This window comes from Nostoc sp. JL31 (genome assembly GCF_017114965.1).
GTDB lineage: Bacteria > Cyanobacteriota > Cyanobacteriia > Cyanobacteriales > Nostocaceae > Nostoc > Nostoc punctiforme_A.
Map to the genome: position 1 here is coordinate 15478 of NZ_JABXKO010000087.1, position 22418 is coordinate 37895.

General features: G+C 41.6%; 12 protein-coding genes and 1 pseudogene. 8 read left to right on the forward strand and 5 right to left on the reverse strand.

The annotated features are described in order from the left end of the window. Positions 1-33 precede the first annotated feature (33 nt). The gene (locus HWQ43_RS20000; protein ID WP_292737285.1) at positions 34-5496 is read right to left on the reverse strand and encodes a type I polyketide synthase; all 5463 of its coding nucleotides are present in this window, start codon (positions 5494-5496) and stop codon (positions 34-36) included. A gap of 411 nt (positions 5497-5907) precedes the next feature. After that, a pseudogene (locus HWQ43_RS20005) lies at positions 5908-6171 on the reverse strand (hypothetical protein). A gap of 1479 nt (positions 6172-7650) precedes the next feature. Here HWQ43_RS20005 and HWQ43_RS20010 point away from each other — a divergent pair. The 8 genes from HWQ43_RS20010 to HWQ43_RS20045 all read left to right on the forward strand — a co-directional run bounded on the left by HWQ43_RS20010 (position 7651) and on the right by HWQ43_RS20045 (position 17241). After that, positions 7651-8859, forward strand: coding sequence for an ABC exporter membrane fusion protein (locus tag HWQ43_RS20010; protein ID WP_292737287.1), 1209 nt, complete (start codon positions 7651-7653; stop codon positions 8857-8859). Between the two features lie 67 nt (positions 8860-8926). Then, complete coding sequence (gene devC, locus HWQ43_RS20015; RefSeq protein ID WP_292737290.1) at positions 8927-10105, forward strand: ABC transporter permease DevC; 1179 nt, start codon at positions 8927-8929, stop codon at positions 10103-10105. Positions 10106-10311: 206 nt separating this feature from the next. After that, positions 10312-11316 (forward strand): NAD(P)-dependent oxidoreductase, encoded by a 1005-nt coding sequence (locus tag HWQ43_RS20020; protein ID WP_292737292.1) that lies wholly within the window; start codon positions 10312-10314, stop codon positions 11314-11316. A 252-nt stretch (positions 11317-11568) separates the two neighbouring features. Then, positions 11569-12576, forward strand: coding sequence for a glycosyltransferase family 2 protein (locus HWQ43_RS20025; protein WP_292737293.1), 1008 nt, complete (start codon positions 11569-11571; stop codon positions 12574-12576). A gap of 10 nt (positions 12577-12586) precedes the next feature. Then, entirely contained in the window at positions 12587-13054 is a 468-nt protein-coding gene (locus tag HWQ43_RS20030; protein ID WP_292737295.1) for a DUF2141 domain-containing protein, read from the forward strand. A gap of 165 nt (positions 13055-13219) precedes the next feature. Next, positions 13220-14479, forward strand: coding sequence for a glycosyltransferase family 2 protein (locus HWQ43_RS20035; protein ID WP_292737297.1), 1260 nt, complete (start codon positions 13220-13222; stop codon positions 14477-14479). Between the two features lie 587 nt (positions 14480-15066). Next, positions 15067-16344 carry a glycosyltransferase gene (locus tag HWQ43_RS20040; RefSeq protein ID WP_292737299.1) on the forward strand — a complete coding sequence of 426 codons (1278 nt, stop codon included), beginning with the start codon at positions 15067-15069 and terminating at the stop codon, positions 16342-16344. Between the two features lie 225 nt (positions 16345-16569). Then, positions 16570-17241, forward strand: coding sequence for a hypothetical protein (locus tag HWQ43_RS20045; protein WP_292737301.1), 672 nt, complete (start codon positions 16570-16572; stop codon positions 17239-17241). Between the two features lie 76 nt (positions 17242-17317). Here HWQ43_RS20045 and HWQ43_RS20050 read toward each other — a convergent pair whose 3' ends face one another. The 3 genes from HWQ43_RS20050 to HWQ43_RS20060 form a co-directional block, all read right to left on the reverse strand. Further along, positions 17318-17836, reverse strand: a complete 519-nt coding sequence (locus HWQ43_RS20050; protein WP_292737303.1) for a DUF2085 domain-containing protein — start codon at positions 17834-17836, stop codon at positions 17318-17320. A 42-nt stretch (positions 17837-17878) separates the two neighbouring features. Next, the gene (locus HWQ43_RS20055) at positions 17879-19990 is read right to left on the reverse strand and encodes a TIGR00300 family protein (RefSeq protein ID WP_292737305.1); all 2112 of its coding nucleotides are present in this window, start codon (positions 19988-19990) and stop codon (positions 17879-17881) included. 458 nt (positions 19991-20448) lie between these two features. After that, positions 20449-22056 carry a DUF1565 domain-containing protein gene (locus tag HWQ43_RS20060; RefSeq protein ID WP_292737308.1) on the reverse strand — a complete coding sequence of 536 codons (1608 nt, stop codon included), beginning with the start codon at positions 22054-22056 and terminating at the stop codon, positions 20449-20451. Positions 22057-22418: the final 362 nt, after the last annotated feature.

The following is a 22418-nucleotide window of genomic DNA, read 5'->3' on the forward strand; positions in this document are numbered from 1 at the left end:
CCACAGAGACGCAGAGAACGCAGAGAGAGGAGATTAATCGGCGATAATGGTGACTCGTCCTTGTGAGCCGTAGCCAACTTCACTTATATAAAGGTTGGGGTCGTGAAGTTCGGCGATGATGTTTTGTACTGACTGTTTAGCATCAAGTCTGGGACTTAAGTCGATCGCACGAGTAAATACTTTTGGCCATTCCCATCTCAGAGTTTTGGTTAATCCGAACAAACCAGCGCCGATCACACCGAAGTTGACTTTGTACTCTAAACCGAAGGCTCCATCAAGGTGAGCAACAGTGCAGAAGCAACTACGTCCATGTTTTGCGGCTTCGTTGAGGGAGGGTTTGAGGTGTTTCGCCATCAAAAATACGTGCTTGACGATCGCCTTTTCTGATTCGTTATAAGAAATACTCCCGGTGTGATTTCCTACAAACATTGGATGGAGATGGATGAAGGCCCCAATCGTTCCGCAGTGAGATGCGATCGCTTGCAATTGTTGTTGGAGATGTTCTTCACTCAAGTTTGCTAAGGTGACGCGGGTTACTCCTGTGGGTAAGGGCGCTTGTTGGGCGATAAGCGATTGGGGAAAGCTGATAACTACTACTTTCCAGCCTTTCTCGATTAGGGATTCAGTTAATTTGTAAGTGGTGAGGGAACCATCATCGGTGATTAAACCGATGTGTCCCTCTGGTAACGTGAAATCCAAGTAATCGGGCTGTGGTAGACTTCTGAGTTTGACGAGATGGCGCTGGATATTATGCTCTAATTCCGGTGGCTGCTGTTGGACAAACTCAGGTTCAGACTTTTTTTTTTCACCTCCAGCCAACTGCTGTAGGTAATCAACTATTTGACCGATGGTGCGGAGATCGCCGAGTTCTTCGATATTTGGTTTGGGTAAGTTGGGGTACATTTCTTGCATCGCCCCTAAGATTTCTACCCGTTTGATGGAGTCAATCCCTAAGTCGGCTTCCATGTCCATTTCCAGTTCCAGCATCTCTACTGGATAGCCGGTTTTATCGCTGGTGATGGCTAACAGGGTTTCACCTAAGTTTGCAAATTCATCACTTGTAGCGGGAGCAACTTCTGGTTCTGGAGTGAATGCGACAACTAAGGTTGGTTCAGGTGAAGTTACTACCTCAACTACTGGTGCAACCTCTACTGAAATCTCAGTTCCCTGTTGTACTTCGTGAACTGCAATTTCTACAGTAATACTTTTGGAAGCGTGAGATTGCAGATACTCTACAACTTGACCGATGGTGCGTTTTTCTGACAGTTCTTCTAAATTTGGCTTGGGTAGGTTGGGGTACATCTCTTGTAGCGCCCCTAAGATTTCCACCCGTTTGATGGAGTCAATTCCTAAATCCGCCTCCATGTCCATGTCCATTTCCAGCATTTCGACTGGGTAGCCGGTCTTGTCGCTGGTGATGGCTAACAGGTTTTTATCCAAGTCAACAATATCGATGGTTGCGCCAGATACAGGTGCAGCAGTTGTGGGTGCTGGTTCTGCAACAACGTCGTTGACTGGAGGTGAGCTAATTTTGACTACAACCTCAGCTTGGGGTTCTTCTACTACTGGGACAGGTGGCGCGACTACAGGCTCTACTGTCTCGACAGTGGCGAAATGGGGTGTGGGTAGTAGAGACGCGATCGCTCGTGTCTCTGAGGATACAGGAGTTTCAACTACAGGCTCTACAGCAGCCGGCAGAGGTGCTTGGATAACATTTAAGCCATTTTTAGCTACAGGCTCAGTTACAGGCAAAGGCTGGCTTTCTACTATCTTGGTAGTGACGGGTACGGGTGCATCAGTAAGCGTTGTTTCTGTGGTGAAGGGAGTGAAATTGCTGAGTTTCTCTGTTAGTTGAGTTGCTCCGTCACCAGAGATGATTTGAGAATATTCTTGCTGGATGAGTTGGAAAAAGCTCTTAGTATATTCCAACTGCTCTTGAAGATATTGCTCATGGATGCGTAGAGTTTCACCTTGTTGGGAATGAAACTGCATCATGCTACGCTCTAAGCTTTCCATGACAACTAGCTTCATTTTGGCAGTTTCGGCTGTTGATTTACTTTCACTCAACAAGGAATTCTGCTGCTGCATCAGTTGGAAAAACGCTTTAGCGTATTCCATTTGATGGTTGAGATAAGTACCGTGAACTTGTAAATTCTCGGCTTGATTTTCCTGGAACTGTGTCAGAAGATATTCTAAACTTGCTAAAAGTTGTTCGTAATTTGTAAGTTTTTCTGGCGTTGGTTGCATCTTAGATTCCTGGACTGGTTGTGACAGGGTAACAGGATTCATCTGTTGCTCTGGCTGGGCGATGATATTAGCAGTCACACCGTTCATTGCTGGGGTAAGTTTTTTATGTCCGTTAGTCTCTATCACTGCTACAGGTGGAGTCACACCTGGGCTGCTAAATAAAGGAGCCGCAGTTTCAGAATATTCGGGGGCGGGTAATGTGACTTTATGCCCATCCTGCAAAGCAAGAGCGAAGGCATTTTTCGTTTTTTCGGATCTGTAGTTGATGCCGTTTAAACGGACATTTAATGTCTTCTTCGTCTCAATTGGGGGGATAGTTTGGGGAAGTTGGTAAGGATCAAGGTTATTCAAAGCCAAACCAATTACTCGCAATTGCACAACTGCTTCTCGCAAAGAGCGATCGCTATTCTTTTGAGTGCTGGGGTTCAAAGATACGGTAATATGTGGGCGATCGCCAAGAATCTCTTTCACCAAGTTGCTAAGAATTCTCCTCGGTCCAAATTCCACAAAGCAAGTACCACCCGCCGCATAGATATTTTCAATTTCCTGCTTAAACAGCACTGAATTAGAAAGGTGCGTTTCCAGAATCTTTTGAATACCTTGGGCTTCCTTGGGATACTGCTTACTGGTAACGTTGCTGTAAACAGGGATTTTCGGACTTTGGAATTTGACAGACTTGGTGGCGATCGCAAAGGATTTCTGAGCAAAGGCGATTAGCGGTGTATGGAACGCTGCTGAAACAGGTAGCAATACAGCTGTATATCCTTTCTCGTGTAAAATCTCTCTGACTTTCGCTATTTCTGCGGTCGGCCCAGCCAAGACAAATTGCGTCGGGGAATTTTGATTAGCGATCGCAACTTGCGGAAAATGTCTGATTACTGCTTCGACTTTGCTGATGTCTTCTTTGACAGCCAACATACTACCCGCATCATGATCTGGGTCTTCGGGTGCAGCCATTGCTTGACCCCTAGCTTTCACCAAAAACAGGTAATCTTCGGTACTCAAAACCCCCGCAGCCCATAGCGCGGTCAGTTCACCAAAGCTATGTCCCGCCACAAAATCTGACTTGAATCCAGCTTGTTGCAATATACTGTACATCCCTGCACTCAACACCCCGATGGCTGGTTGAGCATATTCTGTGCGTTGCAAGGCAGCAATTTGGACATTTTTTTCTGCCTCTCCAAACACAGGATGAGGGAAAACGATTTCTGAAAGCGGCTGCAAATTATCTTTGAGCAACAGGCTATCCATATAACCATGAAGACGGCGCATCAAAGGAAAATTCATCACCAGTTCGCGTCCCATCTCCAAGTATTGCGAGCCTTGACCAGAAAATAGAGAGACAACTTTTCCGCCCAACTCCATACCAGAGGAACGGTAATAAATCCCTTGGGGATGTTCCCAAGATGCGGCTGTTCCTTTGAGTTTCAGCCAGTCAATGCTAGTTTGCAGAAACTTGCAAGCTTCTTCGAGATTTTCAGCTACAAACCCAAATCTGGGAGCAGAAAGGGGAATTTGTTGTGATTTGCACTCGTTGACTAATTGTGCATAATGTGTATGTGCTTCAGGCGATACTCCTGCGGAGTCACTTCGTGAACGCAACTTGCCTAAAATCTCTTCCGATTTACTCAACAATTGCTCTACCGTAGGAGCAAACAACAGCACTTCACTAGCACCACTATGTAAGCGGTAAGCGGCGTTTTGGTCAGCTTCGTATTCTTCCAAAACAACGTGATAATTTGTTCCACCAAATCCAAAGGAACTTACACCTGCGCGTCTTGGTGCTTCACCTTCAGCCCGAATCCAAGGTCTGGTTTCGGTATTGAGATAGAATGACGAATTTTTAATATTGAGCTTGGGATTTGGCTCAGTAATGTTAATTGTCGGCGGTAATACTTTGTGATGTAAAGCCAAAGCAGTTTTAATCAAACTCGCCGCACCCGCAGCCGCTTTTGTGTGTCCGATTTGCGATTTCACACTACCCAAAGCGATGTGCTGCTTTTTGTCATCATGTACATCAAAGAAGTCTTTTAAAGAACCGAATTCTGTCGGATCTCCAGCCATTGTACCTGTGCCATGTGCTTCCATTAAACCAACAGTTGCAGGAGAGAAGCCGGCATCTTCATAAGCACGTTCTAAGGCTTTAACTTGACCTTCTTTGCGCGGAGCATAAATGCTCTTGTAACGCCCATCGCTGGAAGTACCAATACCTTTAATTACGGCATATATTTTATCGTTGTCCCGTTCAGCATCTTCTAACCGTTTGAGGACAATCATCCCGATACCTTCACCCAGCATCATCCCATCAGATTTAGCATCGAAAGGTTTGACATTTTCGCTAGGAGAAACCGCCGGTGTTTTGCTGAACGAGATGTAAGCCATGATGGTGTTATCGGTATCAACACCACCAGTTAGCATCATGTCAGAACGATGCTCAACTAGTTCGCTGATTGCCATTTTCAAAGCACCAAAGGAACTAGCACAAGCCGCATCAACTACACAATTCATTCCGCCAAAATTCAGGCGATTGGCAATTCTACCCGCGACTACGTTAGCTAACATTCCAGGGAAAGCATTCTCATCCCATTTCACGTAAGCGCTTTTGATTTTATCAACAATTTTTTGCGTATCTTCGTCAGATAAACCACTGCTTTTGAGCGCTTTTTCCCAAATCGGATATTCCAACCTGGCAGAAAGTGGCATTCCTAATTGCTTGGCCATAGCCACGCCTAAGATTACGCCAACAGTCTCGCGGCTAAACTCACGTTTTTCGCCATAACCTGCATCTTCCATCGCCTCTTTCGCAACCACTAAACTTAATAGTTGCGATACATCTGTAACTTCTAAAATGCTGGGTGGTATGCCGAATTCCATCGGGTTAAAATCTACCTCTGGAAGAAACCCGCCTCTTTTGCAGTAGGTTTTATCTTCTGTAGTTCTGGGATTCGGATCGTAATAATCTTCGACGCTCCAGTGAGTGGAAGGAACATCAGTAATACAGTCAATTTTGTTTACAATATTTTGCCAGTATTCCCGCAAATTTCTAGCTTGAGGCAATAGAGAAGCCATCCCAACAATGGCGATAGGATTGTGTTGTAATTGTCTGTTAATTTTGTTGATTGACACTGATTTATCTGATTTATCTGACTTCATGTTTTTTTCCTCTATAGACCTCATTACAGCCTTTTCACAATTATTGATAAGGCTCTCTAACTCCGCTAAGGCAGTATCAATTGAATAAGCAGACATAGGGCATAGTTAGTACTGTGGATTGTGTAGCTACAGTAATTTCTGTTGCCTACTAAATAATGAAAATCTCTCGTCTTGTAAAGCAGCTAGCTATCCTATCTGTGCTAAATGCTTTTCTCCAAATTGACACCACACGACACATACTGCCCTCATAAAGCCTTAGATTTATAGGCGAATTTGGCACACTGCGTAGGCGTAGCCCGTCGTAGACATCGCGAAAAATGTTATCCAACGCTAGACTCTTGATATTGTGGCAATAGTTCAACCAATTTTGGATTTTAGATTTGCGTTAGTGAGTAATCCTTCGCGCAGCATCTCGTAGAGAGCGTAGTTACGAGCGTCTTTTAGATTTGTTTCACCCACAATCAGTGGAGGAAGAACCAAAAAAATCTAAAATCTAAAATCTAAAATCTAAAATCTAAAATTGGTATGGTCGATGACGTTGTTAAAACTGGTAAAATACTCTTGGAGTGTAATAGCTGCTTGACCAGTGAATTCAATTCATTTGTAATAGTAGAGATTTTGAGCAATGGTATCCTACTGGAGCGAGGAAAACTGAGGAGTAGCTAAGGAAACAGAAATGTTTTTTTCATCCGAAACCGTTTGATTATCTAGCCTAAACACAGCAACATAGCTGGTGTTAATAACAACGTTCTGTATCTCAATCAATGTCATAGCTAGTTTCAACGTCCGGGATAATATATTTTATGGTATTTGACCCAGTAAAGTTGACAAATTCGTTACAGAAAAGACACCACCTTTAATCCGAGTTTATGCAAGTTGAAAAAGTAATTAAATGATCGCTAGGTAATGACAACGTAGTTATCTTTAGTTATTTTTAATTTAAAAATATCAATTAAATAACTAGTTTGTATAACCACTTTAAAGCATTGAATTACTAAAAACACTAACATACTTTACAGAAACTAAATCATTCCTTTAAAGTTATTTTATAAATAGCCATATACTCTTACTGATATAAATTTTGAATAAAATTTAGCACAAAAGTATAATTTATAACTACAAAAACATGTTAGAAATTTTGTTATCTACGGGTTAAACATAAATATTCTCTTGATTAAGTTAATACTAAAAATTTGTTGTCTAGTAAGTAACAATTCAATGAATACATAGATAAAACCAATAACTATAAGTATTGTTTTTCCAAAAAAATCATAACTGAGTCAAAGTTGTTGGTTATTTTTTAATATAAGTCAAGTTAAGAAGCAAATTGGTTATTTATAAAGCAAATATTAATTTTAAGTATGTTGCTTGATAAACATAATATGGGTTAAATGAATCTTAAGTAAAAAATAAACCGAAGCAAAGTTCAGATTTGGTATCTCATCTACCAACTGACCCGATCGCAATCAATTACAGGGCTAATAGCTTAAGTAAACGTGAGTTCGACAAGTCTTATTTGACCTCTCCCCCAACCCCTCTCCGTGTCGGAGAGGGGAGTAAAAAGCTGAATTTTTCGTTGCTCCTCCCTTTCCGTTTCCCAGAGGCAGGCTGGGAGGGAGAGGTTCATCGAACTCACGTTAAGTAAGGGCAATTCATGAATTGCCACTACTAGAAATCGCTAGAATAATGTCTTATATTACACAACCTTGATAATAATAATCTGTTAGAAATATCAAATCTGCTTAATAACGAACTATTTGTAGGTATTCAATTGCTAGACAAGAGATTAGTGGTCGGTACATTTTTCAGCACATCATCTTACTGTGATGAAATATTTTAGTGAGAGAATCAGGACTTATGTCAATTCAAATAGTTGACAATAGTCAACTTTTAGTCCATACTTAATAACAAGTTTATCCAGGTTTTGATTCCATTTTTTTAGCGCTTCGTTGTTCTTGAAAGTTAAGTTTTCTGACTAGCGCTATTGTATTTTACGCTACTGGATTAGATATCAAATTAGGATATAACTTAGGAAGCTTTGAAGTAACACGCCATTAATTTTCACGCCACAATAGTAAGTTTGGGCGGTAAAAGCGTACAACAATTCATATAAAACCAATTTAGACACATCCACTTAATTAAGGTAGAAAACCTAGAGGAAAAGTCCTTTTGGTAATTTGCGGATGAGTCATTGTAATCGACTAAATATAACCAGGTTATCCCCTAAAAAAGCAGAATTGGAATGAAAATATGGCAGTAAATAAAGAAAGTCGATTATTCACAAAACCCGTAGGTCGATCGCAAGTAATTTTAGCAGCTTCTCTAACTTTAGCGGCTGGATTAATCGCTTTCTATAGTTTGACACCCTATTGGTCTAAACCGAAAGTTGTGACAGCGCCAGCCAACCCTCCAAAAGCTGCCACGCCTGCAAAAGTTGCTGTGACAGCCTTGGGACGTTTGGAGCCAGAAGGTGAAATTACTACTTTGACGGCTCCGGCTTCTAATAATGGGGTGCGAGTAGACAAACTGTTGGTGAAAGAAGGAGATACGGTTAAAGCAGGGCAATTATTAGCCTATCTCGAAAATTATGGTCGTTCTAGAACCGCATTACAACAGACTTTAGACCAACTGCAAGTTGCCAAAGCCAAATTAGCGCAGGTTAAATCTGGAGGTAAAACCGGAGATGTCGATGCTCAAAAGGCTGTAATTGCCCGTTTAGAGCCACAATATAAAGGGGATGTTGCTACCCAACAGGCGACAATCGACCGCATCCAGGCAGAAGTAGACAACGCTCAAGCCGAGAATAATCGCTATCAGCAATTATATAAACAAGGTGCGATCGCGGCTTCTGTAGCAGATACCAAAGCTTTGCAACTAAAGACTACACAACAGCAGCTAACGGAAGCCCAAGCCACCCTCAAGCGCACTCAAGATACATACCAAGAACAACGCAAACAAGCACAAGCGCAACTCACCAGTATTAGCGAAGTGCGTAGCGTAGATGTTCAAGTTGCACAAACCGAAGTCAATAGTGCCACAACTTCTGTTCAACAAGCAAAAGCCGACTTGGATTTAAGTTACATCAAATCTCCCATAAATGGCAAAATTTTGAAAATTCACGCCAAAACCGGAGAAGTTATCAGCACCAGCAGAGGATTTGCTGAGATAGGTAAGACATCTCAAATGTATGTGATTGCAGAGGTGTATCAAACCGATGTTCAAAAAGTGCGTGTAGGACAAAAAGCCACAATTACCAGCACTGCATTTACTGGAACAATAAAAGGAACTGTAAAAGAGATTGGTTGGCAAGTTGACAAACAAAGCATCTTTAGCCTCAACCCTGGTTCAGATACAGACCGCAGAATAGTGGAAGTAAAAATCTCCATCGATAATCCCGCCGATAGTGAAAAGGTCGCTCGTTTAACTAACTTACAAGTCGATGTCGCCATTCATATTTAGTCATAGGGCATAGGTCATTCACAAATGACCAATGACAAATGACAAATGATAAATAATAAATAAATCTATGATTTTCAAAATTCCTTTAGCATGGCTACAGCTAGCCCAGCAAAAAGTTCGTTTATTAGTAGCTGTAGCCGGGATTGGTTTTATTGTGTTGCTAATGTTTGTGCAACTTGGTTTTCAAGATGCCCTCTATTCCAGTGCAACCGCAGTCCATCAGAATCTCAAAGGAGATTTATTTTTAGTTAGTTCGCAATATAAATCTTTGACCTCAAATCAAAGCTTTTCGCGGACTCGTTTATATCAATCTTTGGGGTTTGATGGCGTAGAGTCAGTTAGCCCCATGTATTTGCAATTTGCCAAACTGAAAAATCCGGCGACTGGTGAGAAATATTCAATATATGTTATTGGTTTTGATCCAGGTAGACCTGTGATGAACATCCCAGAAGTTGAGAAAAATTTAGATAAACTCAAAACTCCTGATGTCATGCTTTTTGACCGGGGTTCTCGCCCAGAGTTTGGCCCAATAGCTGAAAAATTTAATGCGGGAGAAACTGCACAGACAATTGAAATATTTCCCTTCAATTCATTAATTGGTTATCGAGTGAGAATTGGTGGCTTATTCACATTAGGCCCTTCCTTTGGTGTAGACGGAAATTTACTTGTTAGTGACTCCACTTTCTTGAGGATAAATCCCAATACTCGTCCGGCAGATATGATCGATATTGGTTTGATTTCCCTCAAACCTGGTACTAATCCAGAAACAGTACTGAAAAATTTGCAAGCAAGTTTGCCTAATGATGTCCAAGTTTTTACCCGCCAAGGCTTCATTGATTTTGAAAAAAAATATTGGGCTGTTAGAACACCCATTGGTTTTATTCTTAACTTGATGTTGACAATGGCTGCGGTGGTTGGCGTGGTTATTGTTTATCAAATTCTTTACAGCAATATTGCTACACAGTTCGTTGCTTACGCCACTTTAAAAGCCATAGGTTATGCCAATAGCTATTTACTAAATGTAGTATTTCAGCAAGCTTTGATTTTGGCAATCTTAGGTTATATTCCAGGATTTATTACTTCTGTTTTGTTATATAGTTTTGCGGCAGAAGCAACTAAACTGCCAATAGTTATGACCACTAATAATGCAGTGATTGTCTTAACTTCAACAGTTTTAATGTGTATAACATCAGGAGCACTTGCTATCAATAAACTTCGCTCCGCAGATCCAGGAGATATTTTCTAGCTGATGCCTAGCAGCAAAATTACTCGATTGTTTTGCCGCGAGATAGACTGATAGCTAAGTATTAGTGCAGCCTCTCCACAGAATTTTTTTCTTATATCAATTTTAGATTTTAGATTAAAAGTATTTACCAATATTCAAACTTGGTATTACTTAAGGTCTTTTATCTAACAACTCAAATTCACTTATTTAACAATAATTACGATTTTATGAACATCAAAGACAAAACTCTCCTAATTACTGGGATTAATGAATTTGTCGGTTTGCGTACAGCCGAGTTAGCCATAGCGCAAGGGATGAAGGTTCGTGGACTACAAAGTTCTACAGAACAGAACAAACAATTACAGAATTTAGGTGTAGAGGTAATTATTGGTAGTATTACCGATTCTACTATTGCTCAAAAGGCTTGTCAGGGAGTAGATATCGTTTTACATACAGAGCAAATTGCCGAAGAAGCTGGTGCAATTAAGCATTTTCGTGATATCAATGTTGGCGGTACTGTCAACATGGCTAAAGCCGCTAAACAAGCTGGTGTCAAAACATTTGTGCATCTCTCCAGTGTAATGGTTTATGGTTTCAATTATCCTGATGGTGTTACAGAATCCGGCCCACTTTCTGGCGAAAATAATCCCTACTGTCAGACGAAAATAGAAGCTGAAACAGCAGTCTTAGAACTGAATAATCCTCCAAATTTTGGCATCATCATTATTCGAGCCGGAGATGTTTACGGCCCAGGAAGTATTCCCTGGATAGTCAGACCAATTCTGATGATGCGCCAAAAATTATTTGCTTGTGCCAATGATGCTAAAGGAGTAATCAATCATGTATATATAGATAACCTAATTGATGGCATCTTTCTCGCGATAGAAAAAGAAATTTACGGTGAAATATTTAATCTCACCGACGGACAAGAAACTTCGTGGAAAGAGTATTTTATGCGTTTAGCAGCAATGGAAGATTTGCAAGCACCCCTTTCATTATCGAAAGATGAAATCAAGTTGTTTCTAAAACTACGTGTTCAAGGACAAAAACTTTTTCGGAAAAAAGTAGATATTTTACCAGAGTCCATAGATTTTATGACTCGTCCTTATGCTTGTTCCATTGCCAAAGCCCAAAATCTGTTAAATTACAAACCAGCAGTTGACCTAGAATTAGGAATGCAGCAAACACATGAATGGCTGCGAAAAACAGATATTCAAAGCTTGATGAAATAATTCACAGATTTTTGAGAATTCAGGAGTCAGGAGTCAGAATGGGCTAAACCTTAGCTATCCGCTAACAGAATGATTGGAAAATGAAAAATCTAGGAGACTCTTGATTTACTTGAAATAATTCAGCTTAGTATCAAAGTATCCTTAATTCTGACTCCTGGATTCTGACTCCTGAATTCTGAATTCTTACGTTGCATCTACCTAACTACGATTAAGCGTAAACTAATCCACAGATTTTCCGAATACTTGTTTTCTATGAGTAGCAATCAGCCACGATTGAGCATCGGATTACCTGTATACAATGGTGAAAAATTTCTCAAAGAAGCCATAGATTCACTGTTGGCACAAACCTTTGAAGATTTTGAGCTAATTATTTCAGATAATGCATCTACAGATAAAACTGAAGAAATCTGTAGAGCTTATGTCGAGCAAGACCAACGTATTTGCTACTACCGCAATGACAAGAATATCGGTTGTGCTGGTAACTTTAATCGCGTCTTGCAACTGTCATCGGGTGAGTATTTTAAATGGGCAGCCCATGACGATCTACATTCTCCAGATTTTATCAAGAAGTGTGTTGAGGTACTTGACCAAGATCCTACTATAATCTTGTGTCATTCCCAGGCATATTTCATTGATGAACAGGGGAATTTTATCCAAAATTACGATATCAAAGTCAAGGCCGATGCACTAAAGCCACAGGAGCGTTTTCACGAATTGCTAACCAAGCATTTATGTTATCAATGTTACGGGGTAATTCGCGCTAGTGTTTTGAAAAAGATACCACCTATGGGTGGTTACGGTAATGCAGATGGAATTCTCTTGTTAAGACTTGGTATTCTCGGTAGGTTTTATGAAATTCCTGAATCCCTGTTTTTCATCAGAAGTCATCCGCAACAATCAATGAGTCTGTTCTTTCCAAATTACTTGCTGTTTGCTGACAAAACCAAAAAACCATTATTGAGTATGCTCCCCGATTTTTATGGGTATGCAGTATGGTTTGATTCAGCAAAGAAAGGACGAATTTTATTGCCTCATTGGAGAATAACCTGGGAGTACATACTCTCTATATGGCGTAGTCCCCTGAGTTTGAATGAGCGGCTGTGCTGTCATATAAGTCTACATCAGCAGTTAAAAGGGACAGAATATCTGTTGCTGAAAGATTTGCTAATAGTGCTGCCAAGACTTTGGAAAGGTTGGCTAAAAGCATCAATAAAAAAACAACAAGCCACACTTGTAACGAATCAAAATCATCTATTCTGACTATAAAATTATGCTGAAACTATCTCAATTATCTCATGTTTTGCTTGCTACTTTAGTAAGCATCAGCTTTGCTAAAACAGTGAACGCAGAGCCAACTGCAACACTTAATGTTGTAGTAAATGGAATACATCACCAAAAAGGTGAGATTTGCTTCCGAGTTTATGCAAATGAAAAAGGATTTCCAATGAGTAGTACTAGTGAAGCTCAAAGTGGCTGCGCTAAGATTAATGGCACTTCTGTAAAAAAAGAATTCTCAGGTTTGAAACCTGGAACTTATGCTGTCGCTGTGGTTGACGATCAAAATGGCGATCGCAAACTCAATAAAGACTTTTTCGGTATTCCCAAAGAAGGTTTTGGGATTTCCAAAAATCCAACTGTGTCTATACAAACAGGTACACCAAAGTTTCGTGATGCCAGTTTTGTTGTAAACAAAAATACAACAGTGACCATCATCATGAAATATTCACTGGATTCGTAAAGGGAATGAGGAGTGGGGAAGAAGCAGGGGAGCAGGGGGCAGGGGGCAGGAGGAGAATAAAAATTACCTCTTTCCCCTCTGCTCCCCGCTCCCTGCCCCTTGTCCTCTTTCCAATGCCCAATCCCCAATGCCCAATCCCTCATTCTGTCGGAGACTAAAAATTTAATGGAAGATTTGGCAATATTTCTGTCTAAGTCTTTGATGGGTTGGCTGGTTATTCAGGTGTGTTTTACGCTTGTCTTTATATGGTATCTGCGCTCTTCTAAAAAAAACTTATTACCAGATGACCAGCTACCCAAAACAGCAGTAATTCTTTGCTTACGCGGAGCCGATCCGTTTTTGCCTAGATGTTTGCGATCGCTCCTAAATCAAAACTATCCACAGTATGATTTAAAGTTGATCGTTGATAGTCACGAAGATCCCGCTTGGAAAATCGCTAGTGAAACCATCACTGAGCAAGAAGCGACTAATGTTCAAATCAGCGCTTTAAGAATAGTACGCAACAATTGTAGTCTCAAATGCAGTTCTTTAATCCAAGCTATCCGTGAGTTGGACAATTCTTATAAGGTGGTTGCTTTAGTAGATGCTGATACTATAGTCCATGTGAATTGGCTGCGAGAATTAGTCAGCCCTCTAGGCGATGCGAAAGTCGGCGCAACAACCGGCAATCGGTGGTACGTACCAACAGGCAGGTATTGGGGTTCTTTAGTGCGGTACGTCGGCAATGTGTCCACAGTAGTGCAAATGTTTATCTTCCAGATTCCTTGGGGTGGAACTTTGGCTGTGAAAACAGAAGTACTTCGCCAAACAGAACTGCTAGATAAGTGGGGACAAGCTTTAGGCGAAGATTTTATGATGCACGACATCTTGAAAAAACATGGTTTTCAGGTAAAGTTTGTGCCTTCGCTGCTAATAGTCAATCGTGAAGAGACTGATTTATTCAACTTAATAGACTATCTCAAGCGCCTTATCCTTTTTTCTCGACTGTATCATCCCCGTTGGTTAGCTCTTGTTAGTGAAGCTGTTTCTAGCATTTTGTTTCCGACTCTACTGAGCGTGTTAGTTCTAGAGTCGCTGTTAGAGGCAAAATGGGAAGCTGCGGCTCTGTTGTTAGTCTGCTATGGAGTTTACACTGTCGGATTACTCTTGATAATGCTGGTGTTGGAATTAGAGATACAGCGAGTGGTTCGCTCTAATGAACAAGCGATCGCCAAATTATCAGCTGCTACAATCATTAAAATGTTGATTGGAATTCCGCTGACACAGTGGGTTTATGGGTTAGCGATGCTATCATCCCTGTGGACATCAACAGTTACCTGGCGCGGTGTCAGTTATCGTGTTCAAGGGCCTTGGAATGTCCGCTTAGTGGAATATCGCCCTTATCAATGGTTGGATCAGCCTATTAATAGCAAGGTTTCTCTTTGAATTAAATTGCTAAATATCAACTAGGGCATGAAAGTTATTACACTAAACATTCCCTAGTCTTCAAATTATATTATCTTATATTTAGTAGAAATATATTAGCTATAACTCTTGAGAAAATACGTTTTTACTTGTTGATTACCAAAACGCATTTACATTTTTTGCAAGGGTTATAGACAAATATATTAAGGGGAATTTTGACTTAGCATTTTGGATGTTTTTAGAACTTAAAATCCAGTTTTATATAAGGGTTTGCAATTGAGTCTACCTAATCTCCAACTTTTCCTCTACCTCTCTCTAACCATCTGTTATTAAGAGAGAAAAATGGAAAAACTTTTGTTACTGTCAGGGAACTAAACCTCAAAGCATTTCTTCTATAAGGAGAGAGCAGACTCTATTACACACAAACTAGAAGCACTATAAACATCCACTTCAAAATCGAAAACTTCAGCTATTTGACAATGCGTAAATCCTTAGTCTAACTGTATTAGTGGGAATTTCTGAGCCAGATAATCAGGATGTTCATGAAACATAAGCTGCGTAAATCCTAAGTTAAAAACCAGCAATTTTGTGAAATATTCCCCTTTATTATGACTAAGCAAAAACTTCGCATTGCACTGTTTACAGGATTGTATGCTCCTTTCTTAACTGGTGTTTCCGTTGCAGTTCACCAACGAGTTCGTTGGTTGCTAGAGCAGGGACATGAGGTTTTTCTAATCCATCCGCAAATTAACGATCGCTACCCCAAAAATGTCGGCGATCGCCCCATGCCAGGTTTAGAGGAAATTCAGTCTTTCCCCAACTTCTCTGCTTACGCATTCCCCACAGAACCGCTGCTATTCTACAAGTCTCTTCCTCAACCATTGAACTATCGACATTGGAGCGATACCAAGTTGCTGGAGAAATTCAAACCCGATATTATCGTGGTTGAAGAAGCAGCGCAAATGAGAGGTTTGTACTCATTTTTCTTGCAAGGTTATGGTCGTCCAATCGGTACTCAATACGCAAAACGAACAGGCACGCCAATAATATCACTCTTCCATACAGATATCGTTGCGTATATCAAATATTACTTTGGAGACCGATTCTTCAATTTGGTTCGTCCCATCGTTCCCGTTTTAGTTAAGCAATTTAGTGAGTCTTATGACTTCAATTACTTCTCTTCTAAAGAGCAACTGACTAAATACGAAGAACTGAAATGCCAACGCGCTGAATACGTCGCTTATCAAGGTATCGATTGCGAAAAATTTCACCCGCGAAACATTTGTTACGACCCAATTCCCAATGATAACCGACCAACTCTGTTGTTTGTCGGACGCATCACACCCGAAAAGAATGTCAACCAACTGCTTGATATCTTTCCAGTCATAGCAGCCAAAATTCCTGATGTTCATCTAGTGATTGTTGGTAGTGGCCCCTTGGATGAAGAGATTCGCGAGCGTGCTAAAAAGTTTGGATCGGGTATTACCGTATGGGGTGAGTCTCACGGTACAGAACTTCTAGGTTGGTTTGCCAGAGCGGATATTTTTGTTAACCCCTCCGTTACCGAGAACTTCTGCACGACAAATAACGAAGCATTAGCGTCTGGAACCCCTCTGGTTGCTGTTGTTGCACCGTCAACCTCAGAACAAGTATCTTCTGGTCGTAACGGCTTCCTTGCCCAACCTAACAACCCTACAGACTTCGCTCAAAAGGTAATTGCGATTCTGGAAAATCCTGATTTGAAAGCAGATATGACTAGACACGCTCGCCCCTCTATACTCGAATTTGATTGGTCGGCATGTATGCAGAAATTGGAAGACAAACTTTACCAGATTGTTGAAGGAGCGCAGAAGGTTGAGGTAGGTACAACCAGTATAAGACGATAACAATTAGCGATCGCTAGTATTTACATTATTAGCGATCGCTAATTAGTGACTTTGACTCAGGCTGTTAGTTAAAGAATGCGATTGCATATCCTCAGTAGTACAATATTTGTTAAAAATTATGTAAACTCATCATAAATTTTCAGTGAAATTACTGTGATAAATTTTAGCTAATATGTTATTTACTGTATTATCTTAATGTCATACTAAGGTTAAAAAGTAATTTTTATGACATACGCACAAAAGTTACCAATGTCTCTCCTTGGAGCAGCTTTAATAGCTTTAGGCACAGGGCAAATAGCGCAAGCAGCACTATTCGTTGAATCAGAGTCAGCATTAGTAAATCTTGATGCCAAAGAAGTGTTATTTACTATAAATTTTAATAAAGCGCCGGACTTTTTCACAGTTGATGAATTTGATAGACAAGCCGACTCTTTTCAATACTTTATCGATCCAAGTGGGGAATTACCTATTTTTAGACCCCCCTCTGCCTATAGTAACCTTTCTTCAATTATTCGCGGAGAAGAAATTCACGTTTCAGGTGACGTTCGGATACGTGATGTTTTCTCCGTTGATCCATCGGAACCAAATTCAGGAGGTTGGGGTAAGATTCGGGGTTCAGCACCATACAGCCTCGATGGCACTGTGCTGAAATTTTCAGCACCTCTGCAATTTATTGGTGATTCAGACGGTTTGTTTAGCTATCGGTTAGAGTTGTACGAGTTTGGCGGCTGGAATGGTCTTACAAACGAAAATAAATCTACTATTGCCAGTGTTCCCGAACCTAATTTTGCATTGGGTGCATTAACTTTTGGAGCCTTAAGTGTGGGTTTACGACAAAAACGTAAACATAAATCAGCTCGCAGTTTGGTAAATCAATGCCCTTGGTTTAAGGCTTAATCCCTCGTAACCTATTAAAAAAGGAGGGAACTATACTAATAATCTTCAGAGACGTTGCAATGCAACGTCTCTACAATTAACTGAAGCTACTTTTAGCACTATGCCACTTATGCAAAATAGGCATGGTAAACAATCCCCATGCTAAACCCGTAATCAACCCAAAAGGCGTAACCAGATAGTTATTAAAACTCCACAAACCAAAAACTTGTGCTGCCAATTCCAAAGGATAAGCCATCATTAGCACACTAGCTAGCGTTGCACCACTCCAGCCATACTGAGTTAACCAGTAAAATCCCTTACCACCAGTTACCCCATACAACAGACGAGTAATTAGCAAACCCGTGACAGTGCCGTAACAGCGCATACACACAGCCATAATAAACGGTGGTGCTAAATCTAACCCCATATCTGGTTGCGGACAGACATGATTACCCATGAAATAAATGATGTCCGCAATTCCAGGAAGCAAAGACACTCCAGACGCAGCCAAAAAGGGAGCGATAGGCGGGCCAAAAACCATCCCTACCAACAAGAAATCAGCAATCAAACTGACCCAATTAACCTGCAAATCTTCACTGAAAGCTACTCTTGTCATCTCCCTTTCTCTGCGCCCTCTGCGCCTCTGCGGTTCGTTCTCTTAACCTACCTTATTCACATAAGGACTTGTCAACTTATCCAACTGCTGAATCAACAGACTAAGGAATAATCCCACATCTGTCACCACACCCACCGATTCTACAGAACCGCGATCGCTTAACTTAGTCACCACAGCTGGATTAATATCCACACACACCATTTTCACACCAGCCGGAGTCATATTCCCCACGCCAATCGAGTGCAGCATCGATGACAGCATTAAAATCATCTCTGCACCTTCTAGGTGTTTAGCATATTCCTCCTGTGCTTGAATCAAATCCATTACGGTATCAGGTAAAGGCCCGTCATCCCGAATCGATCCCGCAAGCACAAAAGGTACATTATTGTGGACGCACTCATACATCACGCCACTTTTAATTGCCCCCGCCTCCACAGCTTTCGGAATGCTGCCATAACGGCGGATACTATTAATTACCTTCAGGTGATGGCGGTGTCCACCACGGACGGCGACACCCCGCTTCATGTCCACACCTAAGGAAGTGCCCATGATATTCTGCTCAATGTCGTGAACTGCGATCGCATTACCACCCAGCAACGCCTGTACATATCCTTCCCGAACCAGTTGCGCCAAGTGTTCGCCGCCACCAGTGTGAATCACCACCGGGCCAGCCGTGACAACTACTTTACCACCAGCATCGCGGATTTTACGCAATTCCCAAGCCACTTGCTCAACGACCAATTCCACGCGCCGTTCGCTGGAAACACCCGCCGACATAAAGCTGAATTCTTGGGTGCTGCGGAGTTCCCGCGATTCAGTTTTGCGGATGGTGCGGATACCTAAAACGTCTACAATTACCTGTTCGCCAACTTTTAAATCGCGGAGTATTTTACACCGAGCAACTAAACCTGTAGGAGTTTGAGTAATAGCGATCGCACCATCCATCCGTTGATTTTCTACCTTCACCCACTGACCACTAATCCGCACCTCGGTGGGATAAATTGTACTGACGTAGAAATCATCAGGTGCAACACCATCTTGGATTACCGGCTCCAAGATAGCATCTCGCTCATCATGGGGTAAATCTACAGCACCCAAATCAATCAACATTGAGATGATTTCTTCCATCACCTCATGGGATGGTGCTGATACCTTCACCTCTGCGGCTGAGGTACTTTGGCGCTGTTCTCCCAAGTTGAAATTCAGGACTTGGAAACTTCCCCCGGCATCTATAATCAAATCCAAAGCGCGGTTAATTAACCCAGCATCGAGCAAATGCCCTTCCATGCGAATGACGCGGCTTTCTACCGAGACATTGGCATGAATTTCATCTCTAACTGGTTCTGTAACCCGCAGAGTTAAGCATTTAGCCGCGCCACCAGCTTTGAGAAATTCTGTCAGCGGTGTTTCCAGCACTCGGAAACCTACATCTGCAAGGCGGGTTTTCAAAGCATCACTCGCCTTGTTCATGATGACGATGCTATCAACATTCACCGTATTACAAGCGAAGTTGACTGCATCGGCTTCTTCAATTGCGATTAGCTTTTCTGGTGCGACTCGCATTTCAATTAAGCGGTTGGAGTAAGAATCAAAAGCACCGGGATAGTACAGCAAATAGCCATTTGTTAGGGGACAAAAGCAGGTATCCAGGTGATAGAAACGTTCGTCAATGAGTCGTAGGGATAGCACCTCAATATCTAGCCATTTAGCTAGATAAGGGTGAGAATCTAATTCCGAGCGGAAACCGTATCCTGCCCATAACCAGCGTCCTTCCCGATCTAGCAGTGCGTCTCCTGCTCCCTCAAAGGGTAAATCTTTGGGAAGTTCATTGACTGTATAACCATTTGCCTCAAACCATTGCTTGAAGAAAGGTTCCTCTCCCTGACGTTCTTTGTGCAAAAAGCGACTGAGGACGACATTATCGCCTAGAACTAAGCCAGCGTTGGCGGTAAAAACCAAATCAGGCCAGCCTTTTTCAGGTGGTACTAAATCTACAATGGCGTGTTGTTTGAGGATTTGATGTAGTCCCTGCCACTGTTCCACGGCGCGATCGCGCGATGACTTGTGAATATTCCCTTCCATCCAAGGATTAATCACATAGTCCACGTCATAGTGGTCAGGAGGACACATTAAAAAGCGAATCCGGGAAGTCATAAAAATCTTACAAGCGTTTTATATGCTACAAGCTTACTTTGAATACAGATTTTCGATTTTCTACAATTCGTAAAATCTGCTACTAAAGCTTCTATCTTTTGATAGTTGAAGACTTTACCAAGCCTTCGTTATCAATTCTATTACTGGAACATGGTAATAATACCAATTCAAAATTCAAAATTAAGAAAGCCTGATTTAATCTGGTTTCCAGGAAAGTGGGGCAGGTGAAAACACTGTTAAAAGCAGTCAGTAGTAAATATTGGTAGCGATCGCTAAATACACTTGCATTAAAGCTTAACTTTTTATCAAAGTCAATTTTTTTAACGTAGACGCAAAACTACCGTAGGCTAACGCAAAGAATGCATACCCCGCATTTCTCACAAGCTTGAGGTCAGAGGTGCAGAGGGGAAAGAACTTGGTATTTGAACTCTCTCCTGCTCCCCTGCTCCCTGCCTCCCTCAAGCAGTCACAATATAAGATGAGTTGATCGCTGCTACACGCCCAGCATCTACCAATGCTTGATACACGATCGCCGCTACCTCACCGCGTGTAGCATCGCGGGTAGGATTGAGTTGTTTCAGGTTTGGGTAATTGACGATAATTTCTTTGTTTATAGCTTTTACTACCTCATCCTTGGCATATTCAGGAATCTTGGCTTGGTCATCGAAAACTTTGATAGTTGCCGTACCATCGCTAGATAGCCCCAATCCATTCACCAGGGAGACAATCACTTGCACGCGCTGGATATTTTTGTTGGGACTAAAGGTATTGTCGGGAAAACCAGAGAGAAATAAACCCTGATATGCCTGCTGAATTACCTTGGATGCCCAGAAGTCTGCTGGTACATCTTTGAATTTGATCGCTGCACGGCTTGGTGGCGGGTTGAAAGCTTTTACCAGTATTGCCGCGAATTGTGCCCGTGTCATTGTCGCATCGGGTTTAAATGTGCGATCGGGAAAACCATTAACTATCCCCAATTTGACTAATTCCCGAATAAACTCACTTGCCCAATGATTCGCAATATCGGTTAATTCGATTGTTGGAGTTGGAGTTGGAGTTGGAGTTGGGGTTGGTGTTGGTGTTGGGGTTGGTGTTGGAGTTGGGGTTGGTGTTGGTGTTGGTGTGGGAGTTGGTGTGGGTGTTGGTGTTGGTGTGGGAGTTGGTGTTGGTGTGGGAGTTGGTGTTGGCGTTGGAACCGAACTATCTGCAAACTCTATGTTTCCGGCGACTTTAGACGCATCTATTTTATTTCCTAGAGAAATCAGCTTGTTGGAACTGACATTTTGCAAATCAAATTTACCGTTATTGCGTAGAGTATTGCCTCCTGGATTATTGGTACTGCCGATATCCGGTAGAGCAGTTCCAATTACTGTAAGCCCATCATCAGTATTATTTTCGCTGACATTATTACGTAATACGGGACGGGCACTACCAGAGATGACAATGCCAGAACGGTTTTCATAGATTCTGTTATCTCGAAGAATGGGTGATGCAGTATCACTAATGGCAATACCAAAACCTGTTTTGAAGTAGGTATTATTTTCAATTTGACCTTTAGAATTTTTAGCGATCGCAATTCCATTAGCTGCATTCTCACTGAACACATTACCTAGAATCACTGGATTAGCATCGCCTGTAGCAAATATTCCCTCCCGCTTATTGTTGATGAAGGTGCTATTGGCAACAGTAGGGGCAGTTGATTCAATCCAGACACCACTACCACGGCTAGCCAAATTTGTCACAGTCACGCCCCTGAGTTGCGCTTTATCCAGCAGCACAAAAGTGACATTCTGACCAGCAAAAGTACGGCTCAGGTAACTACCACTTCCTTCAATTAAAATACCATTGCCTTTATTGGCTTCATTACCCACCACTGTTACGCCAGATGGAATCGTTAACGGAAAGACTTCACCACTAGCAGCATTGTAATTACCATCTGCCAGTTGAATCTTAGTATCAACAGTAGCTACCTTGAGAGCTTGCGTAATAGTTTTGAAGGGGGCTTGTTGGCTACCAGGATTGGTATTGCTGCCGGATACTGGATTTACGTAAAAAGTTTGAGCCATATTTATACTTTCATAAAATACATAGCTATCCTAGCGCTAACCGTAAAAGTGGGTAGCGTTTGATGCATTAAGTAACTTTAAGTACTTCTCACTACAAAGTTAAAAACTTATGCAAAAGCATTTGCATATCTATGAATGCATTCCCAGCCTCCGACTGGGAACAAAGAAAAACCAGGAAAGTCTTATCAAGCTAGGTTTTTAGGACTTGTGTGTATACCGTAGCCGATGCTTTGGGGTGGGAACTGGATTTCTTGTTTCCTACCAATGCATCGGGTGGATTAAGGGGGTAATTTGACTTGTGTATATCACGGTAGCTCCTAAAAGGAGAGAGGCTTTGAATCTTGCTCCCCTTCCCTTGTAGG